General features: G+C 28.6%; 23 protein-coding genes and 2 pseudogenes. 16 read left to right on the forward strand and 9 right to left on the reverse strand.

The annotated features are described in order from the left end of the window. Positions 1-33 precede the first annotated feature (33 nt). The 14 genes from WY13_RS04060 to WY13_RS04125 all read left to right on the forward strand — a co-directional run bounded on the left by WY13_RS04060 (position 34) and on the right by WY13_RS04125 (position 9,169). Positions 34-483 carry a putative ABC transporter permease gene (locus tag WY13_RS04060; protein ID WP_063554429.1) on the forward strand — a complete coding sequence of 150 codons (450 nt, stop codon included), beginning with the start codon at positions 34-36 and terminating at the stop codon, positions 481-483. Positions 484-561: 78 nt separating this feature from the next. Then, positions 562-855 carry a hypothetical protein gene (locus tag WY13_RS04065; protein ID WP_063554430.1) on the forward strand — a complete coding sequence of 98 codons (294 nt, stop codon included), beginning with the start codon at positions 562-564 and terminating at the stop codon, positions 853-855. Between the two features lie 208 nt (positions 856-1,063). Further along, entirely contained in the window at positions 1,064-1,555 is a 492-nt protein-coding gene (locus WY13_RS04070; RefSeq protein ID WP_063554431.1) for a hypothetical protein, read from the forward strand. A 197-nt stretch (positions 1,556-1,752) separates the two neighbouring features. Next, positions 1,753-2,016 (forward strand): hemolysin XhlA family protein, encoded by a 264-nt coding sequence (locus WY13_RS04075; protein WP_063554432.1) that lies wholly within the window; start codon positions 1,753-1,755, stop codon positions 2,014-2,016. Between the two features lie 16 nt (positions 2,017-2,032). Next, positions 2,033-2,794: an N-acetylmuramoyl-L-alanine amidase gene (locus WY13_RS04080; protein WP_063554433.1), complete on the forward strand. Its 762-nt coding sequence runs from the start codon at positions 2,033-2,035 to the stop codon at positions 2,792-2,794. A gap of 107 nt (positions 2,795-2,901) precedes the next feature. Continuing rightward, the gene (locus WY13_RS04085; RefSeq protein WP_063554434.1) at positions 2,902-3,354 is read left to right on the forward strand and encodes a hypothetical protein; all 453 of its coding nucleotides are present in this window, start codon (positions 2,902-2,904) and stop codon (positions 3,352-3,354) included. A 278-nt stretch (positions 3,355-3,632) separates the two neighbouring features. Then, the gene (locus tag WY13_RS04090) at positions 3,633-4,628 is read left to right on the forward strand and encodes a hypothetical protein (RefSeq protein ID WP_063554435.1); all 996 of its coding nucleotides are present in this window, start codon (positions 3,633-3,635) and stop codon (positions 4,626-4,628) included. A gap of 621 nt (positions 4,629-5,249) precedes the next feature. Beyond that, complete coding sequence (locus tag WY13_RS04095) at positions 5,250-5,846, forward strand: hypothetical protein (RefSeq protein WP_063554436.1); 597 nt, start codon at positions 5,250-5,252, stop codon at positions 5,844-5,846. A 505-nt stretch (positions 5,847-6,351) separates the two neighbouring features. Further along, the gene (locus WY13_RS04100; protein WP_063554437.1) at positions 6,352-6,879 is read left to right on the forward strand and encodes a hypothetical protein; all 528 of its coding nucleotides are present in this window, start codon (positions 6,352-6,354) and stop codon (positions 6,877-6,879) included. Next, the gene (locus tag WY13_RS04105) at positions 6,863-7,168 is read left to right on the forward strand and encodes a hypothetical protein (protein ID WP_063554438.1); all 306 of its coding nucleotides are present in this window, start codon (positions 6,863-6,865) and stop codon (positions 7,166-7,168) included. Before WY13_RS04100 ends, WY13_RS04105 begins: the two co-directional genes overlap by 17 nt. Beyond that, positions 7,168-7,608, forward strand: a complete 441-nt coding sequence (locus WY13_RS04110; protein ID WP_063554439.1) for a protein-export chaperone SecB — start codon at positions 7,168-7,170, stop codon at positions 7,606-7,608. Before WY13_RS04105 ends, WY13_RS04110 begins: the two co-directional genes overlap by 1 nt. 95 nt (positions 7,609-7,703) lie before the next feature. Next, positions 7,704-8,459 (forward strand): DNA adenine methylase, encoded by a 756-nt coding sequence (locus WY13_RS04115; protein WP_063554440.1) that lies wholly within the window; start codon positions 7,704-7,706, stop codon positions 8,457-8,459. Between the two features lie 81 nt (positions 8,460-8,540). Then, entirely contained in the window at positions 8,541-8,786 is a 246-nt protein-coding gene (locus WY13_RS04120; RefSeq protein WP_063554441.1) for a type II toxin-antitoxin system prevent-host-death family antitoxin, read from the forward strand. After that, positions 8,783-9,169 carry a type II toxin-antitoxin system death-on-curing family toxin gene (locus WY13_RS04125; RefSeq protein WP_063554442.1) on the forward strand — a complete coding sequence of 129 codons (387 nt, stop codon included), beginning with the start codon at positions 8,783-8,785 and terminating at the stop codon, positions 9,167-9,169. The genes WY13_RS04120 and WY13_RS04125 overlap by 4 nt, the downstream gene beginning before the upstream one ends. A 393-nt stretch (positions 9,170-9,562) precedes the next feature. Here WY13_RS04125 and WY13_RS04130 read toward each other — a convergent pair whose 3' ends face one another. Further along, entirely contained in the window at positions 9,563-9,868 is a 306-nt protein-coding gene (locus tag WY13_RS04130; protein WP_063554443.1) for a tyrosine-type recombinase/integrase, read from the reverse strand. Positions 9,869-10,487: 619 nt separating this feature from the next. On the opposite strand from WY13_RS04130, the gene WY13_RS04135 reads away from it, so the two are divergent. Next, positions 10,488-10,709: a hypothetical protein gene (locus WY13_RS04135; protein ID WP_242866319.1), complete on the forward strand. Its 222-nt coding sequence runs from the start codon at positions 10,488-10,490 to the stop codon at positions 10,707-10,709. A 211-nt stretch (positions 10,710-10,920) separates the two neighbouring features. Here the strand turns inward: WY13_RS04135 and WY13_RS04140 are convergent, their stop codons facing one another. From WY13_RS04140 to WY13_RS04160, 5 genes are all read right to left on the reverse strand, one after another. Further along, on the reverse strand, positions 10,921-11,325 hold the full coding sequence (locus WY13_RS04140; RefSeq protein ID WP_063554445.1) for a type II toxin-antitoxin system HicB family antitoxin: 405 nt from the start codon (positions 11,323-11,325) through the stop codon (positions 10,921-10,923). Between the two features lie 59 nt (positions 11,326-11,384). Further along, on the reverse strand, positions 11,385-11,576 hold the full coding sequence (locus WY13_RS04145) for a type II toxin-antitoxin system HicA family toxin (protein ID WP_063554446.1): 192 nt from the start codon (positions 11,574-11,576) through the stop codon (positions 11,385-11,387). A gap of 172 nt (positions 11,577-11,748) precedes the next feature. Then, entirely contained in the window at positions 11,749-12,150 is a 402-nt protein-coding gene (locus WY13_RS04150) for a type II toxin-antitoxin system HicB family antitoxin (RefSeq protein WP_063554447.1), read from the reverse strand. 51 nt (positions 12,151-12,201) lie between these two features. Continuing rightward, a complete protein-coding gene (locus WY13_RS04155) occupies positions 12,202-12,384 on the reverse strand; it encodes a type II toxin-antitoxin system HicA family toxin (protein WP_013239776.1) in 183 nt (60 codons plus the stop codon). A 570-nt stretch (positions 12,385-12,954) separates the two neighbouring features. Continuing rightward, positions 12,955-13,146 (reverse strand): hypothetical protein, encoded by a 192-nt coding sequence (locus WY13_RS04160; protein WP_063554448.1) that lies wholly within the window; start codon positions 13,144-13,146, stop codon positions 12,955-12,957. Between the two features lie 320 nt (positions 13,147-13,466). Here WY13_RS04160 and WY13_RS04165 point away from each other — a divergent pair. After that, positions 13,467-14,099 (forward strand): annotated as a pseudogene (locus WY13_RS04165) (transposase); the annotation flags it as partial. A 183-nt stretch (positions 14,100-14,282) separates the two neighbouring features. Here the strand turns inward: WY13_RS04165 and WY13_RS04170 are convergent. The 3 genes and pseudogenes from WY13_RS04170 to WY13_RS04185 form a co-directional block, all read right to left on the reverse strand. Continuing rightward, entirely contained in the window at positions 14,283-15,155 is an 873-nt protein-coding gene (locus tag WY13_RS04170) for an aminoglycoside 6-adenylyltransferase (RefSeq protein WP_063554449.1), read from the reverse strand. A gap of 60 nt (positions 15,156-15,215) precedes the next feature. Continuing rightward, positions 15,216-15,515, reverse strand: a complete 300-nt coding sequence (locus WY13_RS04175; protein WP_063554450.1) for a hypothetical protein — start codon at positions 15,513-15,515, stop codon at positions 15,216-15,218. Positions 15,516-15,920: 405 nt separating this feature from the next. Next, positions 15,921-16,550 (reverse strand): annotated as a pseudogene (locus WY13_RS04185) (transposase); the annotation flags it as partial.

Genomic DNA, 16,550 nt, shown 5'->3' on the forward strand with positions numbered 1-16,550 from the left:
CTTATTTTCACTAAGAGTAGGAGGTTCTGTATATTGAAAAATAAAATATATAAAGACCTGATTTTAATATTTATTATGGGTGCTCTATACATGGTACTAGAGGGTTTATGGCGAGGATGGACGCATATAAGTATGTTGGTAGTTGGTGGACTAGCTGCTTTTTTTATAGGGAAGTTAAACGAGCATCCTAAATTCTATGACCGAAAGATGTGGCAGGAATGTTTAATAGGTACGTTTATAATCTTAATACTAGAATTCACAAGTGGCATGATTTTAAATGTATGGTTAGGTTTAGGCATATGGGACTATTCCAATGAACTTTTTAACTTATATGGACAAATATGTTTGCCTTATGCTGTATTGTGGTTTTTCTTAGTACCATTTGCAATTTATGTTGATGATTATTTAAGATATAGGTTATTTGGGGAAAAGAAGCCAGAAGGGTTAGTAAAAAATTATAAAGATTTATTTACATTACAATAAATTAAATTTAAATAAAAAAGGATATTATGACATATTGTAGAATATAATAATAAAGATTTATTTTAGGAAGGTGTTAATATGATCCATTTTAGAATAAAAGATGTATTCGATGAAATTAAACAGGCTTTGCAGGCAAAAGGTGCTAATAATGTTACTTTTGAAGATGGTGATAACAAATATGAAAAAGTATTATGTTTAGGAGCTGTTAGGGTTGGAAAGGTTAAAATAAGTTATCCAGATGATACAGATAGGGATGATTGTTGCAATGTAGTAGTTTCGTTTGATTACTATTTAGTAAATGATGTTACAGGTGGCGTTAACAAGTTTGATTTTTTTATAGATAATTTTATTAAAATAACAAATGCCAGATAAAAAATAATAATTTTATTAGAGAGCCTATTGGCTCTTTTTTATATTTACAATAGCTAAGTCAGAATAGAAAATTTTTGCGTACTAAACATATGGTAAGATAAGGGCTAGAATTAGTTCTTTTATTTTGCCCTAAATTTTATACTTTTGTAAATGTATAAAGGAAAACTCCTTTTTATGTAGAATTATATATGAAAAGGAGTTTTACTATATGGATATGCAAAATAGATTTTGGAATAGAATGGTACAAATAAAATTTGAAATTCTTTACTTTAATGAATATATAGAACAATCAGGAAAATTTGATATATGCGTAAATACTTTTACAGCCATAACATCTTCAGGAAGTATTGCTGGGTGGGCTATATGGAATAATCTAAAATTTATTTGGGCAATTTTAATAGCAATGACTCAAGTAATTACTGTTATTAAATCATATTTACCATATCATAAAAGAGTTGAATTTTTAAGTAAACTTTGTTTTGAATTGTCAGGTTTATTTATTAATTGTGAACATCTTTGGTATGATGTTAGTAATGGTAGCTTAACTAATAATGAAATTAATGATAAACTAAGGGACATACAAATTAAGGAAGATAAAATTAAAAATAAATATTTAGGTAGTAACATTTTGCCTCTAAAAAACAAATTAGAGACAAAAGCAAATATCAAACTTAAAGAATATTTTAATAAATATTATTAAGTTAGGAGGAATATTAATGAATAGAATAAAATTATCTAAAAAGAGTACTTTTAGTAAAGACAGTGTACCTGAAACTACAGAAAAGATAAAAATGCCCAAAACTAAACCGCCTAAAAAAGAAAGTAAATAATTATATTAAAAAAGACTTTGGAGATATCCAAAGCTCTTTTTTTATACTTAAAAACAGGGGGTAGTATATGAGTGAATGTTATGACATAAAGCTATGTGCAGAAAAGCATAAGCAAATAGATGAAACTTTTGATTTGCACGAGAGAAGATTAAACGATCATGCTGATAGACTTAAAAAGCTGGAAGGAAGGGGAGAGAGAGTAGATGAAAAATTAGAAGATTTATGTGGTAGACTTGATAATTTAATAAGTACCCTAAAGTGGGGTATGGGTATATTAGGAGCTTCATTCTTGGGGCTCTTTATTTATTTATTAGAATTACATTTAAAATAAGAAAGGAAATGATGTTATGGTAATAACTTATGATTTTGGGCATGGTACTGGTGAGGATCGTGGAGCTGAAGGATATAGAAATGAGGAGAATGATTGTAGAGAATATGGTGCACTTGTAATTAAGAAATTGCAACAACTAGGGCATACCTGCTACGATTGCACACCTTCAGCAAGTCCAGCTTTAACTTTAGGACAATCATTAGCCTATAGAGTTAATAAAGCTAATTCTATAGGCTCACAGCTACATTTATGTTTCCATGTTAATGCCTATGAAACAGATAAAGCCAATGGATGTGAAGTGGAGTATATAAGTGCCTCAGGCAAAACATATGCTGACAGGGTATGTGCTGAAATGTCTAGTGAGCTAGGATTTAGAAACAGGGGCAGTCAATTAAGGACAGGTTTATATGTACTTAAGTATACAAAAATGGCTGCTATTTTAATAGAACCATTTTTCTGTGATACAAAATCAGATTGTGACAAGTACGATCCTGAGAAATTAGCAACAGCTATAGTAAAAGGCATTACAGGACAAACAGTATCAAGCCAACCAACTGCACCTAAGCAAGTAGTACAAACAGTACCTACGTATCCTGAAACAATTCCAGAAGGAGTATTTCAAATTCCAGGTACTAAATTTTATATAGAGCCAAGAACCGATGGAGATATGGGAATTCATCTAGACAGAGGAAATTATATTATCATCCGTAAAGGTGGAGCACCAGTGGTAGTTTACAACAATAACAAAGGTCAGGGTGGATCTAAAGTGTTATTCTAATTCTTATCTTATGGATCAAAAGATGAGAAATTTGTCTTATAAGGCTAGTAAAATAGCCTTTTTTAAATTATCAAAAATATAAATTTAAATTTTAGGAGGAAAAAAGTATGTTAGGAAATGAAGTAGCAAATATAATTTCAAGTGGAGTATTAAGTATTTTAGGAGCTTTGGCTTCTTATGGTGTAGCAGTAGGAGTTACTTATCTTAAAAAGAAAAGGGAAGCTCTTATCAAGCAAATTGGAGTTGATCAGTACAACAAGGATTATAAAATCGCACAGGATATTTACTATATAGTAGAGCAACAGTTTAAGTTTATTCCACAGGCAGGAGAACAAAAGAAAAAGGCATTTGATAAATTATTAGTTGAAAAGATTCCAGGAATATCCCAAGAGGAACTGGATCACTTTAGAGAGACAATTTGTGGAAAGATAAATAGTGAGTTTAAAGATAGTAAATTATTAGCTCCAGCTTTTGATGAAAGTAAAGATGTTTCGGATGTAATGGATGTTAATAAGAAGACAACTTTAAATCCAAAGCAATCTCAAGCACAAAATGTATAAACTAAAATAGTAGCTCAATAAGATTTTAAGCCTAGTAGAGAATTAAATCTGCTAGGCTTTATTTTTATGTAAAATTTTGCTACAATTAGGAAAGAACATAAAGGAAATAACTGTATAATTATTATGAAATGTTGAAATAAAAAAATAGCGAATATTAGTAACTAAGAACAATATTTGCTATTTTAATTAATATGATCTACTATAGAAGAATTATTTAAGTTATTTGACTCTGTAATATATAGGGGTATTATAATAAATTAAAGTAAGGGGATGGCAAGATGAGATACACAGTAAATTCATTGGTATATTTTCCACATGATATATTCGGAGGGCCAATTAATAGGTTAACAATCGAATTAATTGACAATAGGTGGAAAATAACTCATGGTGAACTAGTACAAACTATTGGGGTTCCATCTGCAGTTCAACTTAATATTCAACCACAGAAGTTAATAAAAATGATGTCAAAAGCAGAGTCGCAAAGAAATGTTGAAGTGTCAATAATTGTAGATACAAATGATTTTAGAAAAGCATGGACTATTGCAAGTGATGTTCTTGAAACATTTTGTTCGTGGTTAACTTTTCTAACATTAAACGCATATAAAATACTTAATTGGGTAGATTGTAGTACTTCAGATGGACATTCGATCAAGATTAGTAAGTCATATGTTACTCCTAAGGATAATAGCTCAATTCAGACACATACGTATAATCCAGCAGGGCATTACGATTTAAGTGCATGGTTAACGAATAAATTACCGGATGAAATTATATATCCTATAAATTGTTTGCGCAAAGGTATGATTGTTGAACATTTAAAAGAAAAAGTAATCGCGTGGGCTACAGCAATGGAGGGAGTGTCTGAGATATTAGCTTGTCAAGGTGCACAAATTAGGAAATGCCCTAGATGTGGAGAAGATCTTTATAGTCAGCCTATAGCTAGTAAAGATGGGTTACTTAATTTTTTAAGAAATGAGTTGGGATATTCAAGAAGAAAGATCTATGATCCAATTTGGAAGGTTAGAAGTAAATTTATACATGCAGATATAAAGAACATTGAATATACATATGAACAATTAACAATTATACAAAATGCAGCGTATGCCTTACTTGTGAGTGTAATTTCATATTACATTCTTAAACAAACAGATCTTCCATTTAAAGATAAAGAACAGATATCAGGTGAAAGTTACAAATACAATCATCCATTTTTAGGAGAAGTTTTATCATTAAAGAGTAACCTTGAAGCACTAGCAAACATTAATGAGAAGTAAAAAAGTGTTAATATATTAGCTCCGGCCTTTGATGGAAATAAAGATGTTGCTGATGTATCAGATGCTATTAATATTAAACAGGATACATCAAGTAATGTACAAAGTACTGGACAGAATGTATTGACTTCTGTATAAAATGATGAACAAAGTATAACCATGGTTCAGTAATAATTTAAAGTCTAGAGTAGTATAAAAAGCTATTCTAGACTTTATTTTTGTACATAGTATAATACATAAATAAAATTTAATTTAAAAAATAAATAATAAAAAATACAAATATGTTTATACTAATAATATAGTAATTAAATGATTTTAAGCAATATTAATGCTAATATCAGTATAGAAAGGCTTTGAAACAATAAAATAAATAATACTTGTTTTAATACCTTTATTATAGTCATAAAAAGGCCTCCTTCCTTAGATAGATTTGCTCAAATATATCTTTTGTATAGAGGGGTCTTTTTATACTGTTTAAGTATAAAAAATATATATAAATTTTGGGCAAGTTATTTATAACTATAAATATCACAGTAGACACATTAATACATAAATAAGTTATATTTCTAAAAAGAATTTCTTTTATTTTATTTTTGCTATAATATTACTAGGAGATGATATTTAATGAATGGAACCCAGGTATCTATAATTACAATGATTACTGCTGGTGCAGCAATAATAACTGCAATTGCATCTGCAATTGGAGTTATTATAAATATTAGAAGAGATATTAAATCTAGAAATAAGCAAAATGAAATAGAAGAAAAATCTCAAGCATTAAAGATTTCAGCCTATTTAGAAAATGATGAAAAACTTTATATAATAAATTCGTCTGACTTACCAATATATAATGTTGTAATTACAGTAATTCATAAAAGAGGACATACTCTTAGGAAAGGTGAAGATCTTTGGAAAGAAGAATTAGCGTTAGATATAGATGATAAATTAAAGTCTCAATTTTATAATTCGCAAGTTGCGGTATATGATGTAATTCCAACAGGAAGATTTAAAAAAGAGGATATTTTTCCAAGCCATTCTATGGGTGATTGGCATGCAACAAATGCAAATAGAGTAGAGATATCATTTACAGATAGTTCATCAAATTCATGGATCAAAAGAGCAGATGGTAAATTAGAAAAAATAGAAGTTACTCCATATGATTATTATGATTTATGTGAAACAAATGTTAGAAAGGCTTCTCTTGTAGAAGATAAAAAATAGCTTCTTAAATTTTTATACATATAAAAACATAGTGAAATTTGTAGGCTATATAGGGATAAAAATTAATTGATTTAAATAAAAATTGATACTATATAGAATACTGTAACTCCTGTACAAAATACAAATGTAGCTTGGTAAAATTTTAATTCTAGAATAGTGTAAAAGCTATTCTAGAATTTTTATATTTTTACTTAAGGTATTTGTGTGAAACTATAAGCACTTATAAGCAACTATAAGCGCTTATAAGAAATTATAAGCAATTATTAGAAGTAGGTGGAAAATTTAAGCATAGTGACGATGTTATATAGTTGTTCGTTGCAAGCGAACTTTGAGAGTTTTAAGACGTAGAAGTATAATATATATACAATAAGATACGAATAGATACGAATAAGTACAAAAATATATTTAAAAATTTTACTATGGACAAGCTAATATTTATGATAAAATATTACTTTTGTATAAATTTTCATAAATTGGTAATCATTTTGGATAGGATTGAATATACATGAATAATGGAAAAAGAGTTTTTATTGGATATCATGGAACTGAAACTGAAAAAGCAAAATCAATTTTGAAATCTCGTTCTTTTAATACATCTCATGGCGAAGAAGAATGGTTGGGCATTGGCGTATATTTTTTTCAAGATGATATGAAACAAGCAATTAATTTTTGCACAAAGGCCAGAAAATATAAAAATTGGTCAGTTTTAAAAGCAACTATTTCTGCCGAAAGAGTAATTGATTTGATTGATATAAATACATTTGATAAATTTCAAGCATATGCTACAGAACTTAAGAGTAGATTTTTGAAATTAAAAAACGGTAAAAAACGACAATTAATGAATTCAGTAATACTTGATGTAATGTATAAATTAAATCCATATGATGTTGTAAGAGCTGCTTTTCCAATACCTAAGGTTGGATACGCCCCTAGAACTAACATACAACCTATGGAAATTCAATTATCAGTAAGAAATAGAAATTGTATAGATAGATATAGTATTAAGGAGGTAGAGAATGATGGATGTAAATAAATATTTTGAGGAGGTAAACTTAAAACTTAATGCCCTAAGTGATGAAGAATTAGAAAACTTATTGGTAGAATCAGGGATTGAAGATTGCCCTTATGAGGATGATAATACTATATATTGTGGAAACATAAATAATGATGAAATTGTGAATGAAAAATTTTCAGGACTAATTTCAGAAGTAGAGAATGTAATTTTTTCTAAGACTATTAAGTCAAGAAAATCAAATGAATTATTAGAACTCAAAGACTATGATGTTTACGATGTTTTTAATAATGGAGAGGACGCGGCATAATGAAAGATGTACAAGCTAATACCGATAATTGTAAACTAAAATTACATAAAATATATGCTCAAAATATATCATTCAATAGATCTGATAATTATTCTGAAAAGAATTCAAAGTTTGATATTAAAGTTGGATATGAAATTGCAGATTCTGAAGATAAATCAAAAACTAAAGTTAATGTTAAAGTAGAAATAAATGACAAGGAAGAGAATGCATTGTCTATTGATGTCTCGCTGTGTGGAATTTTTAGTATGAGACCTAATAATAAAGAAAATGAAAAGTTTTTTACAAAACAATCATTAGCAATTTTATTTCCGTATTTAAGAAGTTTAATTACAACTATAACGGCTCAAGCAGAAATTCGACCAATAGTTTTACCACCGATTAATTTTAATGCATTAATTGATGAGCAGTATAAGAATAAAGAAAATAAAAATAAGAAATAAAGCCACTTTTTCTAAAAGAAGGCTTTATTTTTTTTTCTTGAAATAGAACATATGTTCGTATATAATAGTATTATCTGGAATAGAGGAGGTAATATATGAATAGTTTTATAGGATGGATAGGTGGAAAGAAATTATTAAGAAAAGAAATAGTTAAAAGATTTCCAGAAAAATTTAATAGATACATAGAGGTATTTGGAGGTGCAGCATGGGTTTTATTTTCAAAAGATAAACAAGCTAACATGGAAGTATACAATGACATAAACGGTGATCTGGTAAATTTATTTAAATGCGTGAAATTTCATTGTGGAGAATTACAAAGAGAGCTTTCATTTATGCTTAATTCAAGAGAACTATTTTATGATTTTGTTAGCCAATACAACACTAGAGGAATGACAGATATACAAAGGGCAGCACGATTTTTTATGCTAATTAAGACAAGCTATGGAAGTGATCATAAGTCCTACGGATGCGTTAAAAAAGATGTTAATGTAATGATTAAATATCTTACTGATATCCAGGAAAGGCTTTCAGGAGTAGTTATTGAAAATAAGGATTTTGAGGATTTACTCAAAGTTTATGATAAAAAAGACGCACTCATATATTTAGATCCTCCATACTATGGTACTGAAAGATACTATCAGAATAAGTTCTCAGAAGAGGATCATGTAAGATTATATGATTGCTTAAATAATGTAAAAGGTAAATTTATTCTTTCTTATAATGATTGCGAATTTGTAAGAAATTTATATAAAAATTTTATTATAGAGGAAGTTGAGAGAAATCATAATCTTGTAGGTAAGTATAAAAACAAAGAGCATAAATATAGTGAACTGATTATTAGAAACTATTAAAAAATTAAATTTTATAAAATAGGATAAATTTATCCTATTTGTGTTATAATATAAATATATTATAGTTGAGGAGGGATTCAAATGCTTGTTAATACAAATAAAATGATTTCAATATCAGAAGCGAATAAGAATTTTTCCAAGGTAGCAAAAATAGTTGATGAAGATAAATCAGTTGTTATAATGAAAAATAATAAACCTAGATATGTTATTTTGGATTTTGATAAATTTAGTAAAGACGCATTATCTGAGGATCAAACCCTTGATAAAATTGCTGATAAAATTTTAGATGACAATATAGAGGCGTTTAAGGAATTAGCAAATAGATGAAGTATATTACCGTTGATTATATTTTAAAACTTCATGCTAGATTGATAAGAACTACTGGAGGAACAAGTGGAGTAAGAGACTTAGAAATTTTGGAGTCATCAGTTGAAAATTCTAAAGCTACTTTTTGTGGACAAGATTTATATCCAACTATTGAATCAAAGTGTGCAAATATATGTTTCAATATAATAAAAAATCATGCATTTGTAGATGGAAATAAGAGGACTGGAATTTATGTTATGTTAGTACTTCTTGAATATAACGACATAAAGATAAGATTTAGTCAAAATGAACTTGTGAATTTTGCTATAGATATTGCATCTAGTAAGATAGATCAAGAGAATGTAGTTAACTGGATAAAAAGTCATGAAAAAGGTACTTTTTAATAATAAGTGCCTTTTATTTTGGTAATCTAAATAAGAATAAATGTTACTTAAAAACAGTGGTATGACTTTGTCTTAGAAACAAATCATATTTACACCATATTTACACCATAGTTTTAGATTAATATATATAATAATATTTTATTATAGCTAGAAAGCCTTTATAATCAGAGACTTACAGAAAATCATATATAATTGTAATATATTAAAAATAAAATCAGGAGTTCGATTCTCCTAGGGACTACCAAATGGTTAAATAAGAGTGTTTTGAAGGATTTCAAAAGCTCTTATTTTTTTAGCTTCCCACATTTTTCCCACATAAGTTTTAGGTGACTATAGATATGTGTATATTTTATATGAATTTAATATTATAGAATTAGTAATATTTCAATTTATTTATATAATGTCATTTAACTTTTCTGCAGCATTGATTTTTTGCTTTGGCATTACATGAGTATAAATATCAGCTGTTGTTTCTATGTTGCTATGTCCAAGTAGAGCTTGGACAGTTTTTAGAGGAGTCCCAGCCCCAAATAATTTTGTAGCACAAGTATACCTTAAACAATGAAATTTTTTATGCTCTATTTTAGCTTTTGCTAATAAGTTTTTATAACTTCCAAATAAGTTTTTTGCATCTGTAGGTTTTCCAAGGGCAGTGGCGAAAACAAGGTTATTATCCTCATAAGAATTGCCAGCTTTCATTTTTTCTAGTTTTTGTTTTAATTCATGTTCTTTTAAAACCGCTAGATATTAATAAAATCAAAGGTGCGTTTGCAGTAGTAATTGGAGAGAATGGTCCTATTCATACTGAGGTAATGAACATTAATCAGATACAAAAGGCATATAGTCGATAAATAAAAATTAATATATTGTATAAACGAAGATAAGCACTGGTTAAAGCTCGTGGTTATCCTTATATTATTTACAGGATATTCAAAAAATAAATAATCTACTTGCATTACATTAAATCGTAACAAATACCATATATACTTATAAGTGTTCTAAGGAAATAGTTGTTGCAAGTCAAAAGCTAGGTTCAGCACTAAATGAATATGGTAAAATAGCTAAAAGAAAAACCAACAATTAGAAAAAGGGGAAGGTTTTTATCTCTCCTTTTCTGATGTATTAAGCTTGATGAAGAATTGCAGATGTAAAAGAATTAAAGATACTTTAAAACATAAATAATTTAAAGTTATTAAAAGATTTTCTTAATGATACCCTAAAAAGTGATGCGTGTTTCGTATATATAAATGAAATGAATATGAAAATGCATAAGAAATAACCTTAGCGAAAATAGAAACAATTATTTGAAAGGGTGAGTATGGTGTATAATTTTCCGAATTCTATTATAACTTATAGTGCAAATAAATTAGAAGATATAGAAAATAAAGTAGAAGAAATAAAACTGGAACATGAAAAATTAGATAGAAATTGTGTAATTGAAGTAATATCTGAACCTAATCATGAAATGATTGCCTTTGATGGATATACAAATATATCATTTGAGATTTCAATATATATTAGACATTTAAGGATTAACTAAAAATAAATTAAAAAATCATTTAAGTAGAGGTAATTACCGACTGTGCCTGTAGTTGCAGGGCACGTTAAACTTAAGTGCAACTGCCAGAAGACAGTATATTAAATTGTATTGCCTTAATATTCTAATGTAAAATAGGCATTCGTTATTTAGGGTGCTTATTTTGCGTTATAAAAAAGATGGATATGTTTAATTGTCACATCCATCTTTTAAGTTATCCATTAATATTAAGTTTTTGTTTAAGTGCGGTTTGAATAACTTGAGAAAAATTAATATTGTTTTTTTCAGCCAAGAATTTTAACCACTGAGGCATAGTTACAGTTGTTTTAACAGAAGTGTTTTGGATTGCTTCACGATATAGTGGCATATAAACGTCAACTAATAAAGGTATCTGATTTTTATCTAGTTTTATTTTACTGATAGAGGATGGAGAAGGTATTTCAATATTATCTTCTTCCATGCCAAATAGGTGAAGAGCTAAAACTTCTTTAGCGCTTTTAACAGCTTCATCCATATTATCAGCATTTGATACACAACCAGGTAAATCAGGAAATGTAATACCTATATCATTTTTATATTGAGTTAATATAGCCGGATAAATATAAATATCTTTTTTCATATTAGATTGACCTCCTATAGGAATAATATATATTGAACTCTCAAGGGAAAAGGGAGGGATTAAGTAAATTTAATCCCTGTTTGTTTTTGGATACTCTTTATGTTATTTAATCCTAAATCTTTTACTGGATGTCTTACTGTTGTTAGCTTATGGCCATCTGTATATTGATAATGATCACCAACAATTCTTTTTAAGTACCATCCATGTTCTTCAAGTATTTTCATTACTTCCCTTGACGAGTAAGATTTCATTTATTTCCCTCCTACGACTATATTATAACACGTCTTATTAGACGTGTAAAGCTATTTAAATATAAATAATTGAAGTAATAGAATAAAATTCAATGTAAAGATAGGCATCCATCATCTAGGGTGCTTATTTTGCGGGTAGTAAAAGTAGAGAGGAATTGTTCATCCACTCTACTTAGTTTTTAATATTAAGTTGGTCTTTTAATGCAGATTGTAAGACTTGAGAAAAATTAATCTTTTTTTCTTCAGCTATTTTATTTAACCATGAAGGAATTGTTAAAGTCTTTTTCACTGCCTTATTTGCCATTTCTTCACGTATCAACGGCATATAAGCCTCTATAGGAACAACAAAACTTCCTAGTTGTGTTTTAATTTTCTCCGGTGGTGTAGGGGTTGGAATTTCATCATTATCATCTTCCATACCATATAAATGAAGTTCTAATGCATCTTTTGCCATTGTAAGAGCTTCAGTTAAAGTATCACCTTCAGTTATGCATCCAGGTAGATCAGGAAATGTTATGCAGTAGCCGCCATCTTCTGAAGACTCAAATAAAGCAGGATAAATATATTTGTCCATTGAGTACAGCCTCCTTTTTAGAAATTATATATGAACTTTTGCAAGAGGGCTTTATTTTAGCCCTGCTTGCTTAAGTATTGAGTTTAGGGTTCCTGGTTTAAGGTCTTTATTATGATTTGGTATTGTTACTTTACCAGGTATATCAGGATGAATTAATTGAATATGTGAACCGCCTTGATGTTTTATTATCCATCCTTTATCATTCAGAAGTTTAAGTATTTGCTTTGGTTTCATCCCCTTCCTCCTTACAATTACATTATAACACGTATAAATAACACGTGCCAATAATATTTATATAAATGGAATAAGAAATTTAGTTAAAGATAGGTGAAAAGGGAAGCAAATATTGATTAAAAATAAGGCTTTTTTTAATTCCAAAACAAAACGAATAGGCAGGTGGTGACAATGTAGACATCACTTCAGGGAGACTATTTGCGGAAAAATTAATTCAGAGGTTAAGGATAGTAAGTTATTAGCTCCCGCCTTTGATTCGAGTAAGGACATTGCTGATGTAGTGGGTACTATCAAAAAATTGGATAATATTTCCATTGAACAAAACATATCAAATACTGTACAAAATACTGGTACATCAGTTGAAGGTAATGTATCAAATGTGGCTCAATAATAAAAACAATTATAGAGTACTCAGTATTTTCAGTTTATACTCGTTATTTTATGCTTGCTATTATTGAAAAAATATGATTAAAAAGACACAAAATGTGATATAATATATCTAAAAGAAGCCGTTACGGTTTTAAAATTGTCTAAGTATTTTTAATCAATTAAGATGTGCTTTGCGAGAGCTCATCTTAATTTTTTAGATCCTGAATCTTTATCATTATTAATGTTGATAAATAATTCTTTATTGCTATTTTTAGAGCTATTCTTATACTTGAGGATAGCTTTTTCTTTTGAATGTGCAAGTACGGCAAAAATTCCAAATATAATTATTGCTGTACTACATATCATAGCAGTAATTGCAAATTCAGTACTCATATACGTCATCCCCTAGTATGATAAACATGTAAACATTAAATAATAGTTTCCCTGCCTAAAACTTTAATCTATATAACATCTTTATAGTTCTAAAGTTCATTTATATAACTATTGTTTAATAACTCATCTTTTGAGACAATATTCTCGTATAGATAGAGGTTTACACCCACCCCCATGAGGCTTTTTGACCTTGGAGCAGAGACTGCTGCCTCTTCTTTGCGAGATGTTGCGTATGAGCTGGATGTCAATTGTATTTTTACAATTTTTCATATATCGAACTAGGCTGTAACTTGTATAGATGAGAGGATTCTATCTAAATAATCGTTACAGTGCTTGATCAAATTTTTCCTGAATATAATAAGTTATTTTCTGATATTTGGGGCGTAAGTTCTAAAGCTGTTCTCGAAAAATGCCAAACTCCAGAAGGAGTATTAGAGTTGGATATAAATGATTTAACTGAACTATTGAAGACAAAAAGTAAGGGAAGACTTGGTTTTAATAAGGCTGAGGAGATTCAAAATGCAGCTAAAAATACTTTTGGCATTAAGATAGCTAAAAAAGTTTTTAAGTTTCAAATAGAACAACTTATTAGTCAAGTACTATTCCTTGAAAAACAAATGAAATCTCTAGATTCAGAAATTGAGTTTTATTATAGTCAATTTGACTGTCATCTAACAACTATTCCTGGAATTGGTCCAACTGTTAAGCAATCAGGACAATTTCTATCTAATAAAAATAAAATGTCTAAAAGAGGATCACCGTACCTTAGACGTGCCTTATTTTTATCTGCTTCAACATGTGTCTTACATGATAGTCCTCTTAATGAATATTATAATAAAAAGCGAAGTGAGGGTAAACATCATTTAGTTGCCGTAGGAGCTACGTCTAATAAATTAACACGTATTGTTTTTGCTGTTATGAGAGATAACAAGGATTATGTCCCTATTAGCTAAGCAATATTATAACTAGACTAATAGCTTTATGTAAAATTTTAGCTATTAGTTATTTTAATAGTTTATTTGCTTTGCTCAAAATACTTCCTTATTATTCGTTTTTAATCTTCATCTAAAATAAAAAAGGCATAACTCTGCCTTTTTATTAGTAAACAAAATAAGAAAACTGTAAACTAATTAGTTTCAATATATTTTTTTTGCATTTTTAGGTAATAAATACACATCTTTTAAAAACTTTAAACTATTATTTGCTTCAATTTCGTTATAATTAATATTCATTTTACATGCTATATCTTTGGCTATATCATTAAATAAATCACACATAATAAAAACTGATTTCCAAATACATTTCATTTGTCCGGAAGGATATGTTTTTAAGAATGTATCCCACGTCTGGTTTTCTAACCACCTATACATATATTTCCCTGATTTTCCAACACTAACAGTAAAATTTGTTTTGAATCCTATTTCCCACTCCATTAAATGAATTAACTGTGGGCGAACACAATAGTTTATCATATCCATTACATATGGTATTTCTTCACGCCATAATCCCTTTGCCACATTATTAAGACACCACCAAAATTCATTACATGTATCAAAAAAATTATATTCTGTTGGTTTCCTAACCCTATAATCCTTATCTGTTGGCTCTGGCATATTGGGTAAGCATTTATCTTTATCAAGTAATATTCTGCAAAGTCTGTCACCTTTAATTTCTTTTAGCACATGTGATACTGTGCATACGTGTAAGTCAAGACGATTTCCATCACAAAATTGAATAAGCCATCCATAACAATTATCAACATCATGTTTATAATAAGAATTTTCTTCAGGATATTGCATATATAATCGTTCACCAAATTGGTTAATCCAATCTTTTCGTTCACGAAATGACTTTGTTTCTTCAACAACATATACAATATCATAATCCTGAAAAATATGTTTTATAGCATTTGGATTTGTCCTTGAGCCACTCATGTAAACTGCACGAATTCTTTTATCATTCTTTGCTATATTCAATATTAAATTAAACATTTCTTGTTCTGTTCTCATTGTAGTCTCCTTAAATATAAAGGCCTTCTAATTTGCAATATTTTATAGTTACGGTACAGCTTAAGAAAACAATGAACTTATTATTGATAATATAATTATTAAGAGAATAAATATTATAGATACTATTTTTCCAGATTTGGCTAAGTAATCGTTTTTATATTTATGTCCAATAAATAGTGACATGCAAAATAGAGCCAAAGAAATTATTCCTATTGGAAAAGATACTCCAAGTTCATTTAAAATATACTCCCCTATATATTTTCCATTAATAAAAGTAAATGAAAACATGATAGAGAATATAGAAATTATCAACGATGAACTTCCTATTCCCCACTTTTTAGAATTAGTCATTTCTACCATAATTGCCCTCCTGCAAAATTTATTAACTTGTCGTAATAAATTACTCTTACGAATTTACACATTTAAATATTTTATAAATTTTTTTTAGAATCTATTGACTTCTCATAGCTGGTCTCTGCTGCTAGATTAACCGTAACGACCTCTTTGGGAGAGATAAAATCCCGGGGAGTGACCAACTAAAAACACCAATTCTCCTATTAATTATTATAACATAAGTTTTAACCAGTAGGGGCTGTTGCATTAGCATAAAAAATTATGCTAATGCAACAGTGCTTTTTTAACATTTTATAGAAATTCACACGATAATTTAAAGCAAAATAAACTTGATAACTAAAAAATGACGCAATTTAATAAGCCTTCGATATTAAGACTTTTTTTATTTACGAAGCCTTTAAAATTTTAAAATTAAGCGCTCTTTTCAAGTTGAAAAAGATGTGTCCCTGTTCTGGCTGACTGAATTTTATTATGAAGCTTATTTATATTATGTGCCATCGCTAATAGAACATTTTCCGCCAAAATATTCTTTTTACCTTTACTTAGATATCTACGGAATCCCATATCCTGTTTTATCTCTGCAAAAGAACCTTCAGCTTGGATACTTCGATTCATTCTTAACTCCTAACCTTCTTCACTCACAATTCTTTCAAGATTCTCTTTGTGAAGCATGTTGAACAGCTTTGAAGTTTCAAGATTTTTGACTCTTTCTTCTAATGGAATTTTACAGTTATTGCAATCTTCACATGTATAGATTGTTTTTTCACTTACATAGCCAGTCCGGCTCTTCCTTTTTATTATTCTATTTACAGTTAACTCCTTATTATTTTTACAAGTATAATAATCACCCAATTTGTCGTATTTCATATTTTCTATCCGGCTTATATCATTTTTATATTTTCTTGTTTTTGATATTTCATAATTTGCTGGTTTAATATATGATAACTGTCCGTTCTCTTTAACATAAACATAGTTTTCTTCACTTTCATAACCTGCATCCGCAGTAATTTTAAAATACTTAAAATACAAGAAGTTCTCCAT

The organism is Clostridium ljungdahlii, assembly GCF_001636845.1.
GTDB lineage: Bacteria > Bacillota > Clostridia > Clostridiales > Clostridiaceae > Clostridium_B > Clostridium_B ljungdahlii_A.

Bases quoted from the DNA above. Each gene is read 5' to 3' on its own strand.
- WY13_RS04110 (WP_063554439.1), top strand. From the start codon at position 7,168: ATGAAAGATGTACAAGCTAATACCGATAATTGTAAACTAAAATTACAT.
- WY13_RS04130 (WP_063554443.1), bottom strand. From the start codon at position 9,868: ATGAAAGCTGGCAATTCTTATGAGGATAATAACCTTGTTTTCGCCACT.
- WY13_RS04105 (WP_063554438.1), top strand. From the start codon at position 6,863: ATGATGGATGTAAATAAATATTTTGAGGAGGTAAACTTAAAACTTAAT.
- WY13_RS04125 (WP_063554442.1), top strand. From the start codon at position 8,783: ATGAAGTATATTACCGTTGATTATATTTTAAAACTTCATGCTAGATTG.
- WY13_RS04115 (WP_063554440.1), top strand. From the start codon at position 7,704: ATGAATAGTTTTATAGGATGGATAGGTGGAAAGAAATTATTAAGAAAA.
- WY13_RS04080 (WP_063554433.1), top strand. From the start codon at position 2,033: ATGGTAATAACTTATGATTTTGGGCATGGTACTGGTGAGGATCGTGGA.
- WY13_RS04090 (WP_063554435.1), top strand. From the start codon at position 3,633: ATGAGATACACAGTAAATTCATTGGTATATTTTCCACATGATATATTC.
- WY13_RS04175 (WP_063554450.1), bottom strand. From the start codon at position 15,515: ATGGTAGAAATGACTAATTCTAAAAAGTGGGGAATAGGAAGTTCATCG.
- WY13_RS04070 (WP_063554431.1), top strand. From the start codon at position 1,064: ATGGATATGCAAAATAGATTTTGGAATAGAATGGTACAAATAAAATTT.
- WY13_RS04085 (WP_063554434.1), top strand. From the start codon at position 2,902: ATGTTAGGAAATGAAGTAGCAAATATAATTTCAAGTGGAGTATTAAGT.
- WY13_RS04150 (WP_063554447.1), bottom strand. From the start codon at position 12,150: ATGGACAAATATATTTATCCTGCTTTATTTGAGTCTTCAGAAGATGGC.
- WY13_RS04065 (WP_063554430.1), top strand. From the start codon at position 562: ATGATCCATTTTAGAATAAAAGATGTATTCGATGAAATTAAACAGGCT.
- WY13_RS04075 (WP_063554432.1), top strand. From the start codon at position 1,753: ATGAGTGAATGTTATGACATAAAGCTATGTGCAGAAAAGCATAAGCAA.
- WY13_RS04135 (WP_242866319.1), top strand. From the start codon at position 10,488: ATGGTGTATAATTTTCCGAATTCTATTATAACTTATAGTGCAAATAAA.
- WY13_RS04170 (WP_063554449.1), bottom strand. From the start codon at position 15,155: ATGAGAACAGAACAAGAAATGTTTAATTTAATATTGAATATAGCAAAG.
- WY13_RS04145 (WP_063554446.1), bottom strand. From the start codon at position 11,576: ATGAAATCTTACTCGTCAAGGGAAGTAATGAAAATACTTGAAGAACAT.
- WY13_RS04120 (WP_063554441.1), top strand. From the start codon at position 8,541: ATGCTTGTTAATACAAATAAAATGATTTCAATATCAGAAGCGAATAAG.
- WY13_RS04100 (WP_063554437.1), top strand. From the start codon at position 6,352: ATGAATAATGGAAAAAGAGTTTTTATTGGATATCATGGAACTGAAACT.
- WY13_RS04155 (WP_013239776.1), bottom strand. From the start codon at position 12,384: ATGAAACCAAAGCAAATACTTAAACTTCTGAATGATAAAGGATGGATA.
- WY13_RS04160 (WP_063554448.1), bottom strand. From the start codon at position 13,146: ATGAGTACTGAATTTGCAATTACTGCTATGATATGTAGTACAGCAATA.
- WY13_RS04095 (WP_063554436.1), top strand. From the start codon at position 5,250: ATGAATGGAACCCAGGTATCTATAATTACAATGATTACTGCTGGTGCA.
- WY13_RS04140 (WP_063554445.1), bottom strand. From the start codon at position 11,325: ATGAAAAAAGATATTTATATTTATCCGGCTATATTAACTCAATATAAA.